The sequence below is a fragment of the Polaromonas sp. CG_9.7 genome (assembly GCF_015752205.1).
Classification (GTDB): Bacteria; Pseudomonadota; Gammaproteobacteria; order Burkholderiales; family Burkholderiaceae_C; genus Polaromonas.
The window spans coordinates 194,555-212,272 of record NZ_JADOVG010000005.1; the positions used below are offsets into that span (position 1 = coordinate 194,555).

Below are 17,718 nucleotides of genomic sequence, written 5' to 3' on the forward strand. Positions count from 1 at the left end.
GGGTACTGACTGGTCAGCGTTTAGATCTTGACCGACGCCATGTAGTTGCTGAAAGCCGATTCAGAGAAACGTGCCCACAGTAACTGGTCACGCTGGAACGCACGCATGTCGGTATGAATCTTCTTGAACTCGGGCGACTTGGCCTCGTGCTCGGCAAACACTTCCATCGACGCCTTGTAGCCGGCATCCATGATGGCTTTGGGGAAGGCCTTGAGCTGGGTCTTGGCGCCGACCAGCTTTTTCAGGGCAATCGGGTTGACGGCATCGTACTTGGCCGTCATGTCGCGGGCCGCAACGGCGGTGGCCGCATCGACGATGGCCTGGAATTCGGGGCTCAGCGCTGCATAGGCTTTGGTGTTGATGAAGAACTCCAGCTCGGCGCCGCCTTCCCACCAGCCGGGGTAGTAATAAAACGGCGCAACCTTGTTGAAGCCGAGCTTTTCGTCGTCGTAAGGACCGACAAACTCCACCGCGTCAAGCGTGCCTTTTTCAAGAGCCTGGTACACCTCGCCCGCCGGCATGTTCTGCGGCACGACGCCGAGCTTTTGCATGGCTTCGCCGAACAACCCGCCGCCCAGGCGCATCTTCAGGCCCTTCAGGTCAGCGACAGTCTTGATTTCCTTGCGGTACCAGCCGCCCATCTGGGTGCCGGTGTTGCCGGCGCTGCGGCTCTTGATGTTGTACTGGGCGTAGAACGCATCCATCAGCTTGCGGCCGTTGCCGTGTTCCATCCAGGAATCCATCTGGCGGGCCGTCAGGCCGAAAGGCACGGCGCAGCCAAAAGCAAAAATCGGGTCCTTGCCAGAGAAATAGTAAGACGCCGTTTGCGCCATCTCGACGGTGCCGTTTTGCACGGCATCGACGACGCCAAAGGCCGGCATCAGTTCGCCGGCCGCATGCACCGACACTTCAAACTTGCCGCCTGACAGGGCTTTCACCGTCTTGGCGAACATTTCGCCGCTGCCAAAAATGGTGTCCAGCGATTTGGGAAAGCTGGACGCCATGCGCCAGCGAACAGCGGTCTGCGCATGCACGGCGGGTGCAATGCCTGCAGCCAGCACACCGGCAATGCCAGCGTTTTTAATGAGTGATCGACGATCCATGAGTGCTCTCTTTTTGAAAAGTTAACGATTGCTTGTGTCGTATTTGCCTGTCGGTCAGCACCCAAGATTTCTTGCGGCCATGCCCGTGACAGTCACGATGGCCGCCGGTAGCGGCCTGTCTGACATTTTGTCAGTTTTTGTACCGCTTTCGCCCCGTTGTTACCCGTAGAAAAGCGCAAAAACGGCAGGCAGGTGCCAAACGCGGTGGACAAGTTCTTCTGTGCCCCTGCTTGGTCAGGCCACCGATTTCAGTATGACCTTGGCCAGCGGGTCGTGAACCTTGATGTCACCAAAACGCTGGCGGATGGCGGCCTCAATGCCGGCGGCATCCAGGCCCTGCAAGGCGAGCAGATGAGCCGGGTCACCGTGCTCAATGAACTCGTCGGACAGCCCGAGCTGCAATAGTGGCCTGAGAATGCCTGCTGCCTGCAATGCTTCACCGACTGCGCTGCCTGCACCGCCCATGACGGCACCCTCTTCCACTGTCACCAGGGCTTCATGGCTGGCGGCGATTTTCAGCAGCAGTTCAGTGTCCAGCGGCTTGGCCCAGCGCATGTTGACAACGGTTGCGCCAAGCTTTTCAGCCGCCTGCAGCGCCGGGTACAGCAGCGTTCCGAAAGCGAGAATGGCAATGTGATGGCCTTCCCGGCGCACCTCGCCCTTGCCAAACGGAAGCGACTTCAAACCCGCCTCGGGCTCGACACCCACGCCAGCGCCACGCGGATAGCGAACGGCCACCGGCGAGTTCTGCTCGAATGCGCTGGTCAGCAATTTGCGGCACTCGTTTTCGTCAGCCGGGCAGGCAATGCCCATGTTGGGAATACAGCGCAAAAATGGAATGTCGTAGGCACCGGCATGGGTGGCACCATCGGCACCCACCAGCCCGGCGCGGTCAAGGGCAAACACCACCGGCAGGTTTTGCAGCGCCACGTCGTGAATCAGCTGGTCGTAGCCGCGCTGCAAAAAGGTCGAGTAAATCGCCACCACGGGCTTGAGGCCCTCGCAGGCCATGCCGGCGGCAAAGGTCACCGCATGCTGCTCGGCAATGCCGACATCGTGGTATCGCTTGGGAAAGCGGCGGTGGAACTCCACCATGCCCGAACCTTCGCGCATGGCCGGTGTGATGCCGACCAGGCGCGGGTCGTGCTCGGCCATGTCGCAAAGCCAGCGGCCAAACACCTGGGTAAAGGTTTGCTTGGCGGGCGTGCTGGACTTCTGCAAGCCCAAGGATGGATCGAACTTGCCGGGGCCGTGATAGGCAATCGGATCGGCTTCGGCGAGCTTGTAGCCCTGGCCTTTTTTCGTCACGACATGCAGGAACTGCGGCCCTGCGCCGGTCGCCAGCAGGTGCTTGATATTTTCCATCGTGGGAATCAGTGATTCCAGGTCATGGCCGTCGATCGGGCCGATGTAGTTGAAGCCAAAGTTCTCGAACAGCGTAGCCGGCACGACCATGCCCTTGGCATGGGATTCGAGCCGACGGGCCAACTCCAACAGCGGCGGCGCCACGCGCAGCACCTGCTTGCCGACCTGCCGGGCCGACGCATAGAAGCGTCCGCTCATCAGTTGCGCAAGGTGGCGGTTGAGCGCGCCCACGGGCGGACTGATGCTCATGTCGTTGTCGTTGAGCACCACCAGCAGGCGGCTGTCGTCATGCACACCGGCATTGTTCAGCGCTTCAAACGCCATGCCGGCGCTCATCGAGCCATCGCCGATGATGGCCACGGCATTGCGCTCTTCGCCCTTGAACTGCGAAGCCAGCGCCATGCCGAGTGCTGCCGAGATCGAGGTCGATGAATGCGCGGTACCGAACGTGTCGTACTCGCTCTCGTCGCGCCGCGGAAAACCCGACAGCCCGCCAAACTGGCGCAAGCTGGCCATGCGTTCGCGTCGGCCCGTCAGGATCTTGTGCGGATAGGTTTGGTGGCCCACGTCCCAGACCAGGCGGTCGTCGGGCGTGTTAAAGACATAGTGCAGGGCCACCGTCAGTTCGACCGTGCCCAGGTTGGAGCTTAGATGCCCACCGGTTTTGGAAACGCTGTCGAGCACGTAGGCGCGCAATTCGTCGGCCAGCGTCTTGATCTGCGCGCGTGGCAGCCTGCGCAGGTCAGCCGGACTGTTGATGGTTTCGAGCAATGAGTACATCGTGGTGTGTTTCCTTTATGGCCGGGCCAGGCCGTGATCAGTGCTGCCGGTTGACCAGCATGTCGGCCAGTGCCCGCAAGGCGTGGGTATTTTCAAGCTGGCTGGCCTGAAGACTGGCCAGGGCTTTTGCCAGCAATTCTTGTGCATAGCGCTGCGAAGCCTCCAGCCCCATCAGCGAGACGAAGGTGGGTTTGTTTTGGGCCGCATCCTTGCCGGCTGTCTTGCCCAGCGTGGCGGCGTCGGCCGTCACGTCCAGAATGTCGTCGACGACCTGGAACGCCAGGCCGATAGCGGCACCGTAGTCCCGCAAGGCATCGAGCGCCAGCGGGGCGGCGCTGCCGCAGGCAGCGCCCATCATCACACTGGCTTGCAGCAATGCGCCGGTCTTGAGGCGGTGCATTTCGTGCAATTGTGCAGAGGTCAGCGGCAAGCCAATGCTGGCCAGGTCAATGGCTTGACCGCCGGCCATGCCCTGATAACCGGCCGCCATGGCCAGCAGGCGGCACAGGCGCGCCTGCGTCGCGGCGTCGACTGACGCATCGTCGGGGGTCAGCAGCTCGAACGCCAGCGCCTGCAGGGCATCGCCGGCCAGCAGCGCCTGCGCTTCGCCAAACTGCACATGCACCGTGGGCTTGCCGCGGCGCAATACGTCGTTGTCCATGCACGGCATGTCGTCATGCACCAGCGAGTAGGCATGAATCAGCTCGACCGCGCAGGCCGGACGCAAAGCCACCGGCGCAGCGCCATTGACCGCGTTGCAGGCCGCCATGACCAGCAACGGACGCAGCCGCTTGCCGCCGTCAAGAACGGCATAGCGCATGGCGTCACCAAGGCCGGCCGGTGCTGGCGCATCGGCCGGGCTGGCCACCCATCGGGACAAGGCGCCTTCGATGGCGGCGAGTTGCCCAGCGCTCCAGGCGTCCAGGTCAAACAGGGGAATATGTTCAGGAGCGTTCAATTCAGTGGTCTTTTGCGCTGGGGCGGTGACGCCGTTGATAACAGGAAACATGGGAACGTATTCAGTACAAGCCAGCCCGCTGCATGTTTGCCTGCAGCGCTACGCGCAAGGTCAAGCATGGGCGGGTTGCATTGAAAATGCCAAACAATGGTCTAAGCCTGGGTCCAGGGTTTGAGCTCGGAGCCTTCGAGCACCTTGATCTGGGTTTCAACTGCTTCGAGCCGGTCCCGGCAAAACTTGAGCAACTGCGCGCCGCGCTGATAGCCCGTGAGCAACTGGTCCAGCGGCAACTGGCCAGATTCCAGCCGTGCAACCAGCCCTTCGAGTTCCTGCAGCGCGGCCTCGTAGGTGGCAGGCAGCGCTGGCAAGGGCGTGGCACTGGCAGTTAAGCCCGGCGCAGGCGAAGAGGCAGTAGAGGAAGCGGAGCTTTTGGCCATGTGAATAAGGTTCTGTGGCTGATTTTAAAGGTTTGCAGTTATTTTGAATGTAGGCACCCGCAAAGCCGGGTGGTCAGGCATTATCCCGCTGGCTGCAGATGGGCACTTGAAGGCAGGCTGCGCAGGTACACTTGATAACCATTCTTGATGCCGGATCTGGCCATATACATGGCGAATTCACCCTATTTTTTGTCCGCAGGCTGCTTACTGCCTGCTTGTTCACCCGGCTTTTATACCGTTGCCTCGCCTGGCTTCGGCCGCCTGTTGAGAGAAACCCGATGACCGATAAAAGCCTTCGGCTGTTGCAAGCCACCAGCCAGCTTCCCATTTCCAGCTATTTTGATACCGGGCTTTACCAGCGCGAACAGCAAAAACTGTTTGCGCACGGACCGCGTTACCTGGGCCATGAACTCGCTGTGCCCAACCTTGGCGATTACTACACGCTGCCTCAGGAAGGCGATGGCCGCGCGCTGGTGCGCAATGCCTCGGGCATCGAGCTGATTTCCAACGTCTGCCGGCATCGCCAGTCCATCATGCTGCAGGGACGGGGCAACACCGGCAGCAACATCGTCTGCCCGCTGCACCGCTGGACCTACAACACCTCGGGCGAACTGGTTGGTGCGCCGCATTTTGAAGTTGACCCCTGCCTGAACCTGAACCGCTACAAGACAACGACCTGGAACGGCCTGGTGTTCGAAGACACCGGCCGCGATGTGGCCACCGACATGGCAGCGCTGGGCCATATGGCTGACCTGGATTTTTCGGGTTATCAGCTCGACAAGGTGCATCGGCATGAATGCAACTACAACTGGAAGACCTTTATCGAGGTCTACCTGGAGGACTACCACGTCGGCCCCTTCCATCCCGGGCTGGGCGGCTTCGTCACCACCGACGACCTGCGCTGGGAGCTGGCGTCCACATATTCCATGCAGACCGTGGGTGTGTCCGACAAACTCGGCAAGCCTGGCACCGATGTTTACAAGCTCTGGCACGACGTGGTGCTGCAGTACCGAAATGGCCAGCCGCCCAAGTACGGTGCGATCTGGCTGACGTGCTACCCGCACATCATGATCGAGTGGTACCCGCATACGCTGGTGGTCAGCTCGTTGCACCCGCAAGGGCCGGACAAGACGCTGAACGTGGTGGAATTTTTCTATCCCGAGGAAATCTGCGCCTTCGAGCGCGAGTTCATCGAAGCCCAGCAGGCCGCCTACATGGAAACCTGCGTGGAAGACGATGAATTGGCCTTGCGCATGGACGCCGGCCGCAAGGCGCTGATGCTGCGCGGCGACAACGAATTCGGTCCCTACCAGAGCCCGATGGAAGACGGCATGCAGCACTTTCACGAGTGGTACCGCCGTGAAATGGGCGCCAGCAAAACTACCCAGATGATTTGAGGGCATGCATCCGTCAGCTTGATGCTATTTATTGAATAGCTGCCCACGCATGCTGGGCATGCGCAAAAGACATTTTTAACCCACAAAATCCGAAAATCAAACGATGCAAGCCGTCTGGATGGTCCTGTCCGCTTTCCTGATCGCCTCCATGGGCGTGTGCGTCAAGTTTGCGTCCGCGCACTTCACCAGCGCCGAACTGGTGTTTTACCGGGGCGTGGTGAGCGTTGTCTTCATGGCAATGTATGCGCGTGTCCACGGCACGTCCCTGCGCACGGCCTACCCGGCCATGCACGCCTGGCGCAGCGTGATCGGCGTGATGTCGCTGTCGGCCTGGTTTTATGCGATTGCCCACTTGCCCCTGGCCACTGCCATGACGCTGAACTACATGAGCAGCGTATGGATTGCCGCTTTTCTGGTCGGCGGCGCGCTGATGCTTGGCAAGCCGGGCAAAAAGGGACCGAAACAGGGTCCGCTGGTGTTGGCGATTCTGGCCAGCTTTGGCGGCGTGGTCATGCTGCTGCGCCCCGCGATGGACCAGAACCAGAGTTTTGCCGGCCTGATTGGGCTGCTGTCGGGGTTGGGTGCCGCCTTTGCCTACATGCAGGTCATGGCGATTTCACGCATGGGAGAGCCCGAAATACGCACGGTGTTTTACTTTGGCGTTGGCACCGCGGTCGCGGGCGGCCTGGGCATGGCACTGACCGGCACTTCGGCGTGGAGCTGGGAGCAGGCTTTGTGGCTGCCCCCCATCGGCATCCTGGCATCACTCGGACAACTGGCCATGACCAAGGCCTACGCAATGTCGAAAAACCATGGCAGCACCTTGATGGTCGCCAATCTGCAATATTCGGGAATTGTGTTTGCCGCGCTCTACAGCCTGGTCCTTTTTGGTGACACTATTCCCCTGACGGGCTGGGCCGGCATGGCACTGATCGTTGTCAGCGCTGTGGCTGCCACGATGCTGCGGGCCCGCGCGGCACCCAATGCGCCGGCTGAAGAACATTGAGACTGCTTTACCCAAGGAACCCTCATGACAAACTACACCACCCTGATTTCAGCCGAACAATTGCAAGCCCTGACGAAAAGCGGTCAGCCACTGCGCATCTTCGACTGCAGTTTTGATTTAATGCAGCCCCACGCGGGAATGCAAAACTACCTGAAATCGCATATTCCCGGCGCCATCTACGCGGATCTGGAAACCGCCCTGACGGCGCGTCACGGCGTGCCCGGTGCGCATGGGTTGATTACGGCCTCGGGCGCCGATGCGCCGGCCTCGGGAGGACGCCATCCGCTGCCCAACCGCGAAAAGTTCGCCACCTGGCTGTCCAGCGTCGGCATGGGCAATGAAATGCAGGCGGTCGTCTATGACTGCAACCAGGCCAACTACTGCGGCCGCTTGTGGTGGATGCTGAAATGGGCCGGCCATGAAAATGTCGCCATGCTTGATGGCGGTCTGCAGGCCTGGCAAGCAGCAGGCGGCGCAGTCAACAGCGGCGAAGAGCCTGGCCACTTCCAGACCAACTTTCTGACCGGACCGGAACGCGCCCTGTTGGTGGATGCGCAAACCATTGTCAGCCAGCTCGGCCGTCCAACCCAGACCTTGATCGATGCACGGGCCACGCCGCGCTTCAAAGGAGAAATCGAGCCGCTTGACCCGGTCGCCGGGCATATTCCGGGGGCGCTCAACCGCCCTTTTGGCTTGAACCTGATGCCAGACGGAAAATTCAAGCCTGCCGATCAATTGAAAGCCGAATTCATGGCCCTGCTGGGTCAGCGTGATCCGGCCAGCGTGGTTCACCACTGCGGCAGCGGCGTCAGCGCCCTGCCCAACCTGGTGGCGATGGAAATTGCGGGACTGGGACGAACGGCGCTGTACGCTGGCAGCTGGAGCGACTGGTGCAAGGATCCGGAGCGTGCTGTCGCGCAAGGTTGAAACGCGCCAGAACCCACTGCATGGCAAAAAAGCCTGATGCGTGATGAGCGCATCAGGCTTTTTTAAAATTGGAGAATCAAATATATTTGATTTGGTATCAGCCGCCAGAGCCGCTAGCGGCTTTGGCAGGCGGCATGGCGGAGCCATTTCCCATCGACCCTGATCCGGTACCAGATGAACCCATGGGCGGGCTGGTGGAAGAAGTCCCTGGTGTCCTGGGAGTCGAAGTGTCTGATGTCTTGTTGCAGCCTGAAAGGGCCAGCGCAGCAACCAGAGCCAGCGCAGCAGCGGTTCCGGTTTTCAGTTTGGATGGATGCATAGGGGTTTCCTTTGAAAAAGAGGGGCGGCTAACTAACTGTCAGCCAGTGGTCAATTTAGCGGGTCTTCTTTTAATTGACACATGAGACACCGGCTTCTCGAAATGTAGGAATTTTTCGCCTTGGCGTCTTGGAATAAGACCAGACATCTGCACGGATCAAGACAAAACCGATCTTTTTGATTCCTGCTGTCCTACACAAAAAAATCATCCAATATCGACAAAATTGATAAAAATTATATTTAAAACAATAATTCAAAAAATATAGCGCAGGTTACTTTCGTCCATGAGGCGCTGACATGGATTGCGAATTTCAAAGCGTGTATTTAAAGGAGATACTGAAATGGCAAATAGCAAGCAAGACAGTAAATTCACTGGCAATCCAGGTGGAAAAGGCGAACGTGGCTTTGCGGCCATGGACCCCAAGCGACAGCGTGAAATTGCCAGGGAAGGTGGCAGGGCGGCACACCAAAGCGGCAACGCGCATGAGTTCACTTCGGAAGAAGCGCGCATAGCCGGTCGCAAAGGGGGCCAGGCAAGTACCAAGCAGCGCTAAAAAGCCGTATCGGCCAGCAGCAAAGGGCAATTCAGGCGCTGTTTTGTGCTTGCACTTTGTCTGAAAATAATCAACTGTTGCATTCAGACGGCTTGCGCAGATAGCGGTAATTAGCCAACGCTTTTTAAATGGTCGCCACAGGCTGAAGTATTAAAAATTTACTTTCAACTTGAAACCCCTTCTACGATCTTCAGGGAAAAACCGGAACCAAGATTTGGTTGAAATGTTTAAATCCAGGCTTTCAACTGATCCAATCCGGCTGTGCATGAAAACCGGAAGACATTGGCCGTCAGTGTTTTAATTGATCAACCATGCGTGACGTGCCAGACCCAACGATTTATGTGGATTGTCTTTCAACTGCTCTGAATTCGGACCCTGCTCTTTGCAGCCCTTAGTGCCGTTATCGGGACGCTCTGGCTGGCTTCTCGAAGGTTTCGACTCTCGCCCGCTGTCTGGCTTGTAAGTTTTCACGATGCCCTCCCTACAGATTGGCAACCGACCCGAAACGAAAAACAGGCAGCTACAGAACGCCAATGTCTGGCACTTACTTTAAGCAACACAGCAAGTCCGCTTTGTAGGAATTTATTGAAATGGCATTAAGGAAATTCTTAACTGCTGACCAAACAGACATGACAGTTGAAAGACTTCAAAGCATTTGATGCTTTAGTCCTGCTAACCCCATAAACAGCGGGTCAAGTTACTTTTCCGATTGGCTTGAAACTGAGCCAGTTCAGGAAATCATAGGCATTGGAGTGGGTTGCACTTCCCCAGGTTCAGGGGGTGTAGACAAAGGCTGAACAGGTTCCGGAGGAGGTACGTTTGGGTTGGTGGCCATATGTTGCTTTCAATTTTCTTGAGTAAATGGGTCTGGCGGGTTGGGCGACTCGCGCAATTCGGGACGTTGTTTCAAATCACGGATCATGGCCTCGCCAACAACGTCCCGGCCGTCTGAAGGCAGATCGGGTTCAAGTGCCATATTGGGTTCTTCGTCCGCGACAGCCTGGTTCGATGGCGTAGTCGAAATCTCTGCATCGGGTTGATGAACCGATGCTGCAGTCCCTTTGCTGGAAATGTTTTCGTCAATAGAAACAGCTGCGCCGTCTGATCCGCTTGCGCCACGGGGTTCAGCAGAAACATTCATTTCAAAATCCTCCAAGGACCAAGGGAACGTCATGGCTGGCAACGGTCGCGGCTGCCATCAGTGAAACAAGTACAGCCGCGCCGAAAGCGATGTGACCTGCAAACCTGGCATGCAGCTTTCCGGACTGACGAGCGCGGATTGCGGATTTTTTGCACTTGCCTGTCACGGTGACACAGGGCTTGTTTGCAATTGAAATGTCTGAAAGCTTGTTCATGCCGGCCTGCCTTCATTGCAGAGTAAATTGTTCTATGGCTTAGTTTGTGATGTTCAGTGCAAGTGGTTCATAGGCCGTAATGCCCTGACGATGTAAGCGTTGGGCTGAAGCCCGGGAAAGCACAAATCGGCACAGCCAGAAATGTTCAGAAATATCTGGCGCAGCATTCAGCCAAGGGCCGTTATTGCTGCGGTGCCAAATTTTGCGTTGGCGCAAAATTTGGCGAAGAACACAGTGCGTCATGAACGCCAGGGCTGACACATCAGCCAGCATTAAATTTTATAAAAACAGGCTTTTCGCTAACATCACCTTGTTTCTTTGCTATAAAAATAGAAGCAAGAACAAGTTCTTGCCGGCCTGTTGGCGGTGCTACCATTCCTGAAACTGGTTTCAACACTGCGTCAAAAACTTTCTGCTTTTCACTCCCGCTCTGTCCATGTCTTTGCCAAAAATCCAGCCTTCCATCACACGCTCCCCTGCACGGGCCACGATTGCAGATGTCGCTCGCAAAGCCGGTGTTTCAAAAGCCACGGTGTCGCGCTTCCTGAACCACCGTGAAACCCTGCTCACGCCCGACATTGCCGCGCGCGTCGAGGTGGCGGTGGCCGCACTGTCTTACAGCCCCAGCCCGATGGCGCGGGCGCTCAAGCGCGGCCGCTCACGGCTGATCGGCCTGGTGGTGGCCGACGTGACCAATCCTTTTTCAGTGGCTGTTTTGCGTGGCGCGGAAAAGGCCTGTCAGGAAGCCGGCTACCTGCTGATGCTGTTCAACCTCGGCAATGACAGCCGTTGCGAGGGCAAAGCCATTGAAGCACTCTCGGCGTATCAGGTCGAAGGCTTCATCCTGAACACACTGGGCGGCGACGCCGGCGCCGCCGCCGATGCAGCCCGTCACGGCAAGCCCGTGGTGCTGGTGGACCGGCGCCACCAAAACATGCAGGCCGACTTTGTCTCCCTCGACAATGCGGGCGCCGTGCAGCTCGGCGCGCGCCATCTGGTTGAAGCCGGCTACCGCGAACTGCTGTTTATCTCGGAGCCGGTCAAAAACGTGAGTTCCCGTGTGGAACGCGATACGGCGTTTCGCAGCTTCATTGGCAATGCCAAGCCAGAGTTTCCAGACCTTCAGGGCCATACTTTTGAAAGTACGGAAGACAGCGACGACGCGCTGGACCAGGCGCTGCGCGACCAGCGGCAGCGCGCCGGCGGGCAATTGGCAGGTGTCATTTCAAGCAATGCCGTGGTCACGCTGCGGGTGGTGGCCAGCATGGCGCGACTTGGCTGGCAACTGGGCGGCGACCTGGGGCTTGTGGGTTTTGACGACACCGAATGGTCGCCTTACATTGGCCCCGGCCTCACCACCATCGCCCAACCCACTGACGAAATCGGCCGTTTGGCGGCCAATTGCTTGATGGAACGGCTCCAGGGTCTGGACCTGCCGCCGCGCCAGATTCTGTTGTCAGGCCGCCTTTTGCCGCGCGGCTCATCGGTTCCATCGGTATCGGTGGCACCGTAGTTATTTCAACAAGCTAGGGTTTTCACGGAGTTACAGACCCCGTACCCTTGATTTTATAATTCAATGAAACCGGTTTCAGGATTAACAAAAACCAACGCCTCGCCATGTTTCCAGAGCAACTTATCTTTTCCACCGTCCATAAGGCCATGACGTTTTTTACGACGCCAGCGCTCCACCCATGAACTACAGCTTCCAGTTCGGCGACGTTTTTGCAGCCTGGCCGCTGCTGCTCAAGGGCACATGGAACACCATTGAGCTGTCGTTGCTGGCGATGCTGCTCGGGCTGGTGGTGGCCATCGTTTGCGCCTGGGGCAAGACCGCCGGGCCGAAACCGCTGCGCTTTGTCATTAACGCCTACATCGAACTGATCCGCAACACGCCGTTTCTGGTGCAACTGTTCTTTTTCTTTTTCGCCCTGCCAGCGCTCGGCCTGCGCTGGTCGGCCTACACAGCGGCGCTGACGGCGCTGGTCATCAACCTGGGCGCCTACGCAACCGAAATCATCCGCGCCGGTATCGAGTCGATTCCCAAGGGTCAGATCGAAGCCGGCCTGGCGCTGAACCTGAAGCGCCACGAGATTTTTCGTTTTGTCATTTTGAAGCCGGCGCTCAAGGCGATCTACCCCGCGCTGACCAGCCAGTTCATCCTGCTGATGCTGAGTTCGGCAGTGGTGTCGGCCATTTCCGCAGAAGACCTGACCTCGGTGGCCGCCAACCTGCAGTCGCAAACCTTTCGCAGCTTTGAGATCTACATCGTCGTGGCAGGCATTTACCTGCTGCTGGCGATGTCGTTCTCGGCGCTGTTCCGCGCGATCTACAGGATCAGCCTCAACTACCCGGATCGTCGGTAATGCGTACTTTCGGATTTCCTGAATTCCTGTTCATCCTCCAGGCGGCGCAGTGGACGGTATTGCTGTCGCTGATCGCTTTCATCGGCGGCGCCATTGGGGGCTTGCTGGTGGCGCTGGCACGCACGTCCGAAAACCGGCTGGCCCAGTTTGTGTCGGGTGTCTTCATCCAGATATTCCAGGGCACGCCGTTGCTGCTGCAGCTGTTTTTGGTGTTTTTCGGCGCGCCGGTGCTGGGCTTTGACATCAACCCGTGGGTTGCGGCCGGCGTGGCGCTGATATTGAACAGCAGTGCCTTCCTGGGCGAAATCTGGCGCGGCTGCATTCAGGCGATTCCTGCCGGCCAGGTGGAAGCGGCGCACGCGCTGAGCCTGTCCTATGTCTCGCGCATGCGCTTTGTCGTCCTGCCGCAGGCCTTCAAAATTGCGCTGGCGCCTACGGTCGGCTACATGGTGCAAATCATCAAGGGCACGTCGCTGGCGGCGATCATCGGTTTCACTGAAATCACACGTGCCGGCCAGATCATCAACAACGCCACCTTTCAGCCGCTGATTGTGTTCAGCGTGGTGGCAGCGATTTATTTTGCACTGTGCTGGCCCCTGTCGCTGCTGGCTGCGCGCATGGAACGCCGGCAGGCAGCGGCACTGGCACGCTGATTCGGACCCGCTTTCGACTTGTTTTTCAATACCAACTGGAGACTTCACCATGACCAAGCATCTGCAACGCCGCATTTTCACCAGCACTGCGCTGGCCCTTGGCTTGGCCGCCACCCTGGGCGTCTGGGCACCCGCCGCCAACGCGCAAAGCGTGGCCGAGATCAAGAAAAAAGGCGAGCTGACCGTCGGCATGCTGGTGGACTTTCCGCCCTACGGCACCATGAACAGCAGCAACCAGCCCGACGGCTACGACGCTGACGTGGCGCGCCTGATGGCCAAGGATTTGGGCGTGAAGGTCAATCTGGTGCCGGTGACCGGCCCGAACCGCATTCCATTTCTTCTCACCAACAAAGTCGATCTGCTGGTCGCCTCGCTGGCCGTCACACCCGAGCGCGCCAAGCAGGTGCAGTTTTCCAAGCCGTATGCTGCCGCCAGCATTGTGCTGTATGGCGACAAGAAGGCTGACCTGAAGTCGCCGGCCGATCTGAAGGGCAAGCGCGTCGGTGTCGCCCGTGCCAGTACGCAGGACGTGGCGCTGACGGCCGTGGCGCCCGAAGGCACTGAAATCCGCCGCTTCGACGACGACGCATCGGCCATGCAGGCGCTGCTGTCGGGACAGGTGGACGCCATTGGCTGCTCGACCACCGTGGCCGCGCAGATTGCCAAGCGCGCCCCGGCCAATACGTATGAAAACAAGTTCCTGCTGCGCCAGCAGGTCATGGGCGTGGCCATGCGTCCCGGCCAGGACGAGTTGCTCAAGACTGTGGACGACTTTGTCGCCCGCAACACGGCCAATGGCGAACTCAACAAGCTGTACCAGAAATGGCTGCAGACAGACCTGCCCAAGCTGCAGTAATGTTTGATACGCGACTGACCACGGTGCTTTTATGACAGACACAATGCATTCCCCCTCGCCGGCTGACGGCGCCGAACCCATCATCCGCATCGAGGCGGTGGACAAGTGGTATGGCAAGTTCCAGGTGCTGACCGGCATCAACCTGAGCGTTGCGCAGGGCGAGCGCATTGTGGTCTGCGGGCCCTCCGGGTCGGGCAAGTCAACGTTGATTCGCTGCATCAACCGGCTCGAAGTGGTGCAAAAGGGGCGCATCGTCGTCAATGGCATTGACCTGACGGCCGGCGGCAAGAATGTCGATTCGGTGCGTCAGGAAGTCGGCATGGTGTTCCAGCAGTTCAACCTGTTTCCGCACCTGACGATTTTGCAGAACTGCACGCTGGCGCCGATGCGCTCGCGCGGCTTGAAGCAGGAGGAAGCCGAAACCATCGCCATGAAATACCTCACCCGCGTGCGCATTCCCGAGCAGGCGAAAAAATACCCGAGCCAACTGTCAGGCGGCCAGCAGCAGCGCGTGGCCATTGCGCGCGCCTTGTGCATGACGCCCAAGATCATGCTGTTCGACGAGCCGACGTCGGCGCTCGACCCGGAAATGGTCAAGGAAGTGCTGGACACCATGATCAGCCTGGCCGACGACGGCATGACCATGCTCTGCGTCACGCACGAAATGGGCTTTGCCCGCAGCGTGGCCGACCGGGTGATCTTCATGGCCGACGGCCAGATCATCGAGCAGGCGCCGCCGCAGCAGTTCTTCAGCAACCCGCAAAACGAAAAAACCCGTAATTTTCTCGGCCAGATCCTGAATTCGCAACATGCGCACTGAAGTCCCAGTAGCCCTGGGCGCGCCGCCCATCCTGGTTTCACTGACCGCTTTTGGTGCCGCTGAAGTGCGCCGCCATGGGCAGCTTTGGTTTACCCGGCTGAGCCACGAAGCCGGCGCTGACGGCATTGAAGTGCGCAGCGAACTGCTGGTCGATGCTGCCAGGGAACTACCCGCCCTGGCCCAAGCGCTTCACGACACCAAGATGCGCGTGGTGTATTCAAGTGCTGACGGCCTTTGGACGGCTGACGGCGCGCTGGACAGGACGGCACTCCAGAACGCCCTGCAGGCCGCCAAAACTTTAGGCGCACCACGGCTGAAAATGGCGATTGGTGGTTTTGGCACTGCCTCCCACGCCAGCCTGATGACGCTGCGGGATAGCCTGCAGACGGCCAAGATCGAACTCGTGATCGAGAACGACCAGACACCCACGGCCGGCACCCTTCCCGCACTGCAGGACTTTTTTGATGCGGTCAATGACCAGGGCCTTTTCGTGGGCATGACCTTCGACATGGGCAACTGGCACTGGACCGGCGAATGCCCGCTGCTGGCCGCTGCCGCGCTGGCCACCCAGGTGCGCTACGTGCATTGCAAGGGCGTGCAGCGCCTGCCGCATCGCTGGGTGGCCGTGCCGCTGGCTGAATCCAGTGCGCCCTGGCGTGCCGTGCTGCGCGCCCTGCCGGCCGATGTGCCGTGGGCCATCGAATACCCGCTGATCGGCGACGACATTCTGGCCGTCACGCGGCACGAAATCGACCAGTTGCGCAGCGTGGCTGCCGTCATGGCAAACCGTTCTCCTTTTCCGTTATCGCAAAAATGAAGCTCTTATGACACCCGCCCTGGACGTGATCACCTTTGGCGAAGCCATGCTGTTGCTGGTCGCTGACCGGCCCGGCCCGCTGGAGCAGGCCGAAGCTTTTTACAAGCGCACCGCCGGTGCCGAAACCAATGTCGCCATCGGCCTGGCGCGCTTGGGTCTGAAAGTTGGCTGGGGCAGCCGCCTGGGCACCGATTCCATGGGCCGGTATTTGCTGGCCGCCATGCAAATGGAAGGTATCGATTGCTCGCACGTGGTGTGCGACCCATCACAAAAGACCGGTTTCCAGTTCAAGTCCAAGGTGTTGGATGGCAGTGACCCGGAGGTGGAATACCACCGTCAGGGTTCGGCGGCCAGTCATATGTATGTAGATGACATTGACGAGGTCTGGCTGCAGTCGGCGCGCCATCTGCATGCCACCGGTGTGTTTGCCGCCATTTCGGCCGGCACCCTGCCCGCTGCGCGCAAGACCATGGACTTGATGCGCGCGGCGGGCCGCAGCATATCGTTCGACCCCAACCTTCGCCCGACCTTGTGGTCCAGCCCCGAACTGATGCGTGAATCGATCAATGACCTGGCCAGGCGCGCCGACTGGGTGCTGCCCGGGCTGGAAGAAGGCCGTTTATTAACAGGCGAAGCCAGCGCCGAAGGCATTGCCCGCTTCTACCGCGAACGAGGCGCCAAACTGGTGGTCGTCAAGCTCGGCGCGAAAGGCGCGTACTTTGACAGTGACACCGCCGGCAGCGGCCATGAGCCGGGCTTTCCGGTGGACCAGGTGGTGGACACCGTGGGCGCAGGCGATGGGTTTGCGGTCGGCGTGATCAGCGCATTGCTAGAAGGATTGAACGTTGTCGACGCGGTCAAGCGCGGTGCCTGGATTGGCGCCCGCGCGGTACAGGTGCTGGGCGACAGCGAAGGCCTGCCGACCCGCGCCGAACTCAATGAATTCACTGAATTCCATCCGACAGGACTTTGACAATGGCTGCTACCACTCAACGCCAGAAGGTTCTGGTCTTCAGGGAATTGCCCCCGGACCAGCTGGCACGGCTGCAAGCGCAGCACGACGTGACGATCGCCAACCCTCGCCTCCCCGAGCAGCTGGCGGCCTTCGAGGCCGGGCTGGCGACCGCTGAAGGCCTGATCGGTTCCAGCTACCCGGTGGACGCAGCGCTGCTGGCCAGGGCGCCGCTGCTCAAGGTCATCTCCAGCGTATCGGTCGGCGTGGACAACTACGCGCTCGATGCTCTGGCGGCGCGCGGCATCATGCTGTGCCACACGCCCGGCGTGCTGACCGAAACCACCGCCGACACGGTTTTTTCCCTGGTCATGGCGACCAGCCGGCGCATTGTCGAGCTGGCAAACCATGTGCGCGAAGGCCGCTGGACACGCAACATCGGTGAAGACCTGTTCGGCTCGGACGTGCATGGCAAGACGCTCGGACTGCTGGGGTTCGGCCGCATCGGCCAGGCCGTGGCGCGACGTGGCGCCTTGGGCTTTGGCATGCCGGTGCTGTACCACAGCCGCCGCCCGGTGGACCTGGCCAGTCAGGCGCCAGACCTGGCGGGCAAGGCGGCGCACACACCGCTCGATGAACTGCTGCAGCGTGCCGACATCGTGGCTGCCGTATTGCCGCTGTCGCGCGAAACCCGGGGCCTGATGGGCGAGCGCGAGTTCAGTCTGATGAAACCTGGCGCAATTTTCATCAACGGCGGACGCGGCGCTACCGTTCAGGAAACCGCCTTGCTCCATGCGCTGAACAACGGAACACTGCGCGCGGCTGGCCTGGACGTGTTCGCCACCGAACCGCTGCCGATGGATTCGCCGCTGCGCCTGCACCCCAGGGTGACGGCGTTGCCGCACATTGGCTCGGCGACGTTTGAAACGCGTCACGCCATGGCGGTGCTGGCGACCACGAATCTGTTGCAGGCACTGGCCGGCGAGAGCCCTGCGGCGGTTTTTGCCGAATCAGCGTCCTGAGCCAAATCCTTTGGTTGATATTCAAATATTGATTA

The 17,718-nt window shown here is 59.5% G+C and carries 21 protein-coding genes; 12 read left to right on the top strand and 9 right to left on the bottom strand.

Translation table 11 applies throughout. The features are described 5' to 3' along the window. Positions 1-20: 20 nt before the first annotated feature. From IWX87_RS07305 to xseB, 4 genes are all read right to left on the bottom strand, one after another. Complete coding sequence (locus IWX87_RS07305) at positions 21-1,103, bottom strand: TRAP transporter substrate-binding protein (RefSeq protein WP_196862860.1); 1,083 nt, start codon at positions 1,101-1,103, stop codon at positions 21-23. Positions 1,104-1,337: 234 nt separating this feature from the next. Continuing rightward, positions 1,338-3,248, bottom strand: coding sequence for a 1-deoxy-D-xylulose-5-phosphate synthase (dxs, locus tag IWX87_RS07310; RefSeq protein ID WP_196862861.1), 1,911 nt, complete (start codon positions 3,246-3,248; stop codon positions 1,338-1,340). Between the two features lie 37 nt (positions 3,249-3,285). Continuing rightward, positions 3,286-4,257 (bottom strand): polyprenyl synthetase family protein, encoded by a 972-nt coding sequence (locus IWX87_RS07315; RefSeq protein WP_196862862.1) that lies wholly within the window; start codon positions 4,255-4,257, stop codon positions 3,286-3,288. 101 nt (positions 4,258-4,358) lie between these two features. Then, positions 4,359-4,643 carry an exodeoxyribonuclease VII small subunit gene (gene xseB, locus IWX87_RS07320; protein WP_196862863.1) on the bottom strand — a complete coding sequence of 95 codons (285 nt, stop codon included), beginning with the start codon at positions 4,641-4,643 and terminating at the stop codon, positions 4,359-4,361. Between the two features lie 278 nt (positions 4,644-4,921). Between xseB and IWX87_RS07325 the strand changes: the two genes are divergently transcribed. The 3 genes from IWX87_RS07325 (at position 4,922) to IWX87_RS07335 (ending at position 7,973) form a co-directional block, all read left to right on the top strand. After that, positions 4,922-6,040, top strand: coding sequence for an aromatic ring-hydroxylating dioxygenase subunit alpha (locus IWX87_RS07325; RefSeq protein WP_196862864.1), 1,119 nt, complete (start codon positions 4,922-4,924; stop codon positions 6,038-6,040). 103 nt (positions 6,041-6,143) lie between these two features. Beyond that, positions 6,144-7,046: a DMT family transporter gene (locus IWX87_RS07330; protein WP_196862865.1), complete on the top strand. Its 903-nt coding sequence runs from the start codon at positions 6,144-6,146 to the stop codon at positions 7,044-7,046. Between the two features lie 24 nt (positions 7,047-7,070). Next, positions 7,071-7,973, top strand: coding sequence for a sulfurtransferase (locus IWX87_RS07335; RefSeq protein ID WP_196862866.1), 903 nt, complete (start codon positions 7,071-7,073; stop codon positions 7,971-7,973). Between the two features lie 97 nt (positions 7,974-8,070). Here the strand turns inward: IWX87_RS07335 and IWX87_RS07340 are convergent, their stop codons facing one another. Further along, positions 8,071-8,292: a hypothetical protein gene (locus IWX87_RS07340; RefSeq protein WP_196862867.1), complete on the bottom strand. Its 222-nt coding sequence runs from the start codon at positions 8,290-8,292 to the stop codon at positions 8,071-8,073. A gap of 412 nt (positions 8,293-8,704) precedes the next feature. Between IWX87_RS07340 and IWX87_RS07345 the strand changes: the two genes are divergently transcribed. Further along, complete coding sequence (locus IWX87_RS07345) at positions 8,705-8,845, top strand: KGG domain-containing protein (protein WP_370583802.1); 141 nt, start codon at positions 8,705-8,707, stop codon at positions 8,843-8,845. An 844-nt stretch (positions 8,846-9,689) separates the two neighbouring features. Here the strand turns inward: IWX87_RS07345 and IWX87_RS07350 are convergent. The 4 genes from IWX87_RS07350 to IWX87_RS19870 are packed head-to-tail and all read right to left on the bottom strand — an operon-like array spanning position 9,690 to position 10,594. Then, positions 9,690-9,986, bottom strand: a complete 297-nt coding sequence (locus tag IWX87_RS07350; protein ID WP_196862869.1) for a hypothetical protein — start codon at positions 9,984-9,986, stop codon at positions 9,690-9,692. Position 9,987: 1 nt separating this feature from the next. Continuing rightward, positions 9,988-10,200, bottom strand: a complete 213-nt coding sequence (locus tag IWX87_RS07355) for a hypothetical protein (RefSeq protein ID WP_196862870.1) — start codon at positions 10,198-10,200, stop codon at positions 9,988-9,990. A 39-nt stretch (positions 10,201-10,239) separates the two neighbouring features. After that, complete coding sequence (locus tag IWX87_RS07360) at positions 10,240-10,473, bottom strand: hypothetical protein (RefSeq protein ID WP_196862871.1); 234 nt, start codon at positions 10,471-10,473, stop codon at positions 10,240-10,242. Next, positions 10,463-10,594 (bottom strand): hypothetical protein, encoded by a 132-nt coding sequence (locus IWX87_RS19870; protein WP_255532236.1) that lies wholly within the window; start codon positions 10,592-10,594, stop codon positions 10,463-10,465. Before IWX87_RS19870 ends, IWX87_RS07360 begins: the two co-directional genes overlap by 11 nt. A gap of 42 nt (positions 10,595-10,636) precedes the next feature. On the opposite strand from IWX87_RS19870, the gene IWX87_RS07365 reads away from it, so the two are divergent. The 8 genes from IWX87_RS07365 (at position 10,637) to IWX87_RS07400 (ending at position 17,683) form a co-directional block, all read left to right on the top strand. Next, entirely contained in the window at positions 10,637-11,713 is a 1,077-nt protein-coding gene (locus IWX87_RS07365; protein WP_196862872.1) for a substrate-binding domain-containing protein, read from the top strand. A 178-nt stretch (positions 11,714-11,891) separates the two neighbouring features. Beyond that, positions 11,892-12,563 (top strand): amino acid ABC transporter permease, encoded by a 672-nt coding sequence (locus IWX87_RS07370; protein ID WP_196862873.1) that lies wholly within the window; start codon positions 11,892-11,894, stop codon positions 12,561-12,563. Further along, a complete protein-coding gene (locus tag IWX87_RS07375; RefSeq protein WP_196862874.1) occupies positions 12,563-13,216 on the top strand; it encodes an amino acid ABC transporter permease in 654 nt (217 codons plus the stop codon). Before IWX87_RS07370 ends, IWX87_RS07375 begins: the two co-directional genes overlap by 1 nt. A 49-nt stretch (positions 13,217-13,265) precedes the next feature. Further along, on the top strand, positions 13,266-14,072 hold the full coding sequence (locus tag IWX87_RS07380) for a transporter substrate-binding domain-containing protein (protein ID WP_196862875.1): 807 nt from the start codon (positions 13,266-13,268) through the stop codon (positions 14,070-14,072). Positions 14,073-14,103: 31 nt separating this feature from the next. Beyond that, complete coding sequence (locus tag IWX87_RS07385) at positions 14,104-14,892, top strand: amino acid ABC transporter ATP-binding protein (RefSeq protein WP_196862876.1); 789 nt, start codon at positions 14,104-14,106, stop codon at positions 14,890-14,892. Then, on the top strand, positions 14,882-15,709 hold the full coding sequence (locus IWX87_RS07390; RefSeq protein WP_196862877.1) for a sugar phosphate isomerase/epimerase: 828 nt from the start codon (positions 14,882-14,884) through the stop codon (positions 15,707-15,709). Before IWX87_RS07385 ends, IWX87_RS07390 begins: the two co-directional genes overlap by 11 nt. A 7-nt stretch (positions 15,710-15,716) precedes the next feature. Then, entirely contained in the window at positions 15,717-16,682 is a 966-nt protein-coding gene (locus IWX87_RS07395; protein ID WP_196862878.1) for a sugar kinase, read from the top strand. 2 nt (positions 16,683-16,684) lie between these two features. Next, positions 16,685-17,683, top strand: coding sequence for a D-glycerate dehydrogenase (locus tag IWX87_RS07400; protein WP_196862879.1), 999 nt, complete (start codon positions 16,685-16,687; stop codon positions 17,681-17,683). Positions 17,684-17,718 lie beyond the last annotated feature (35 nt).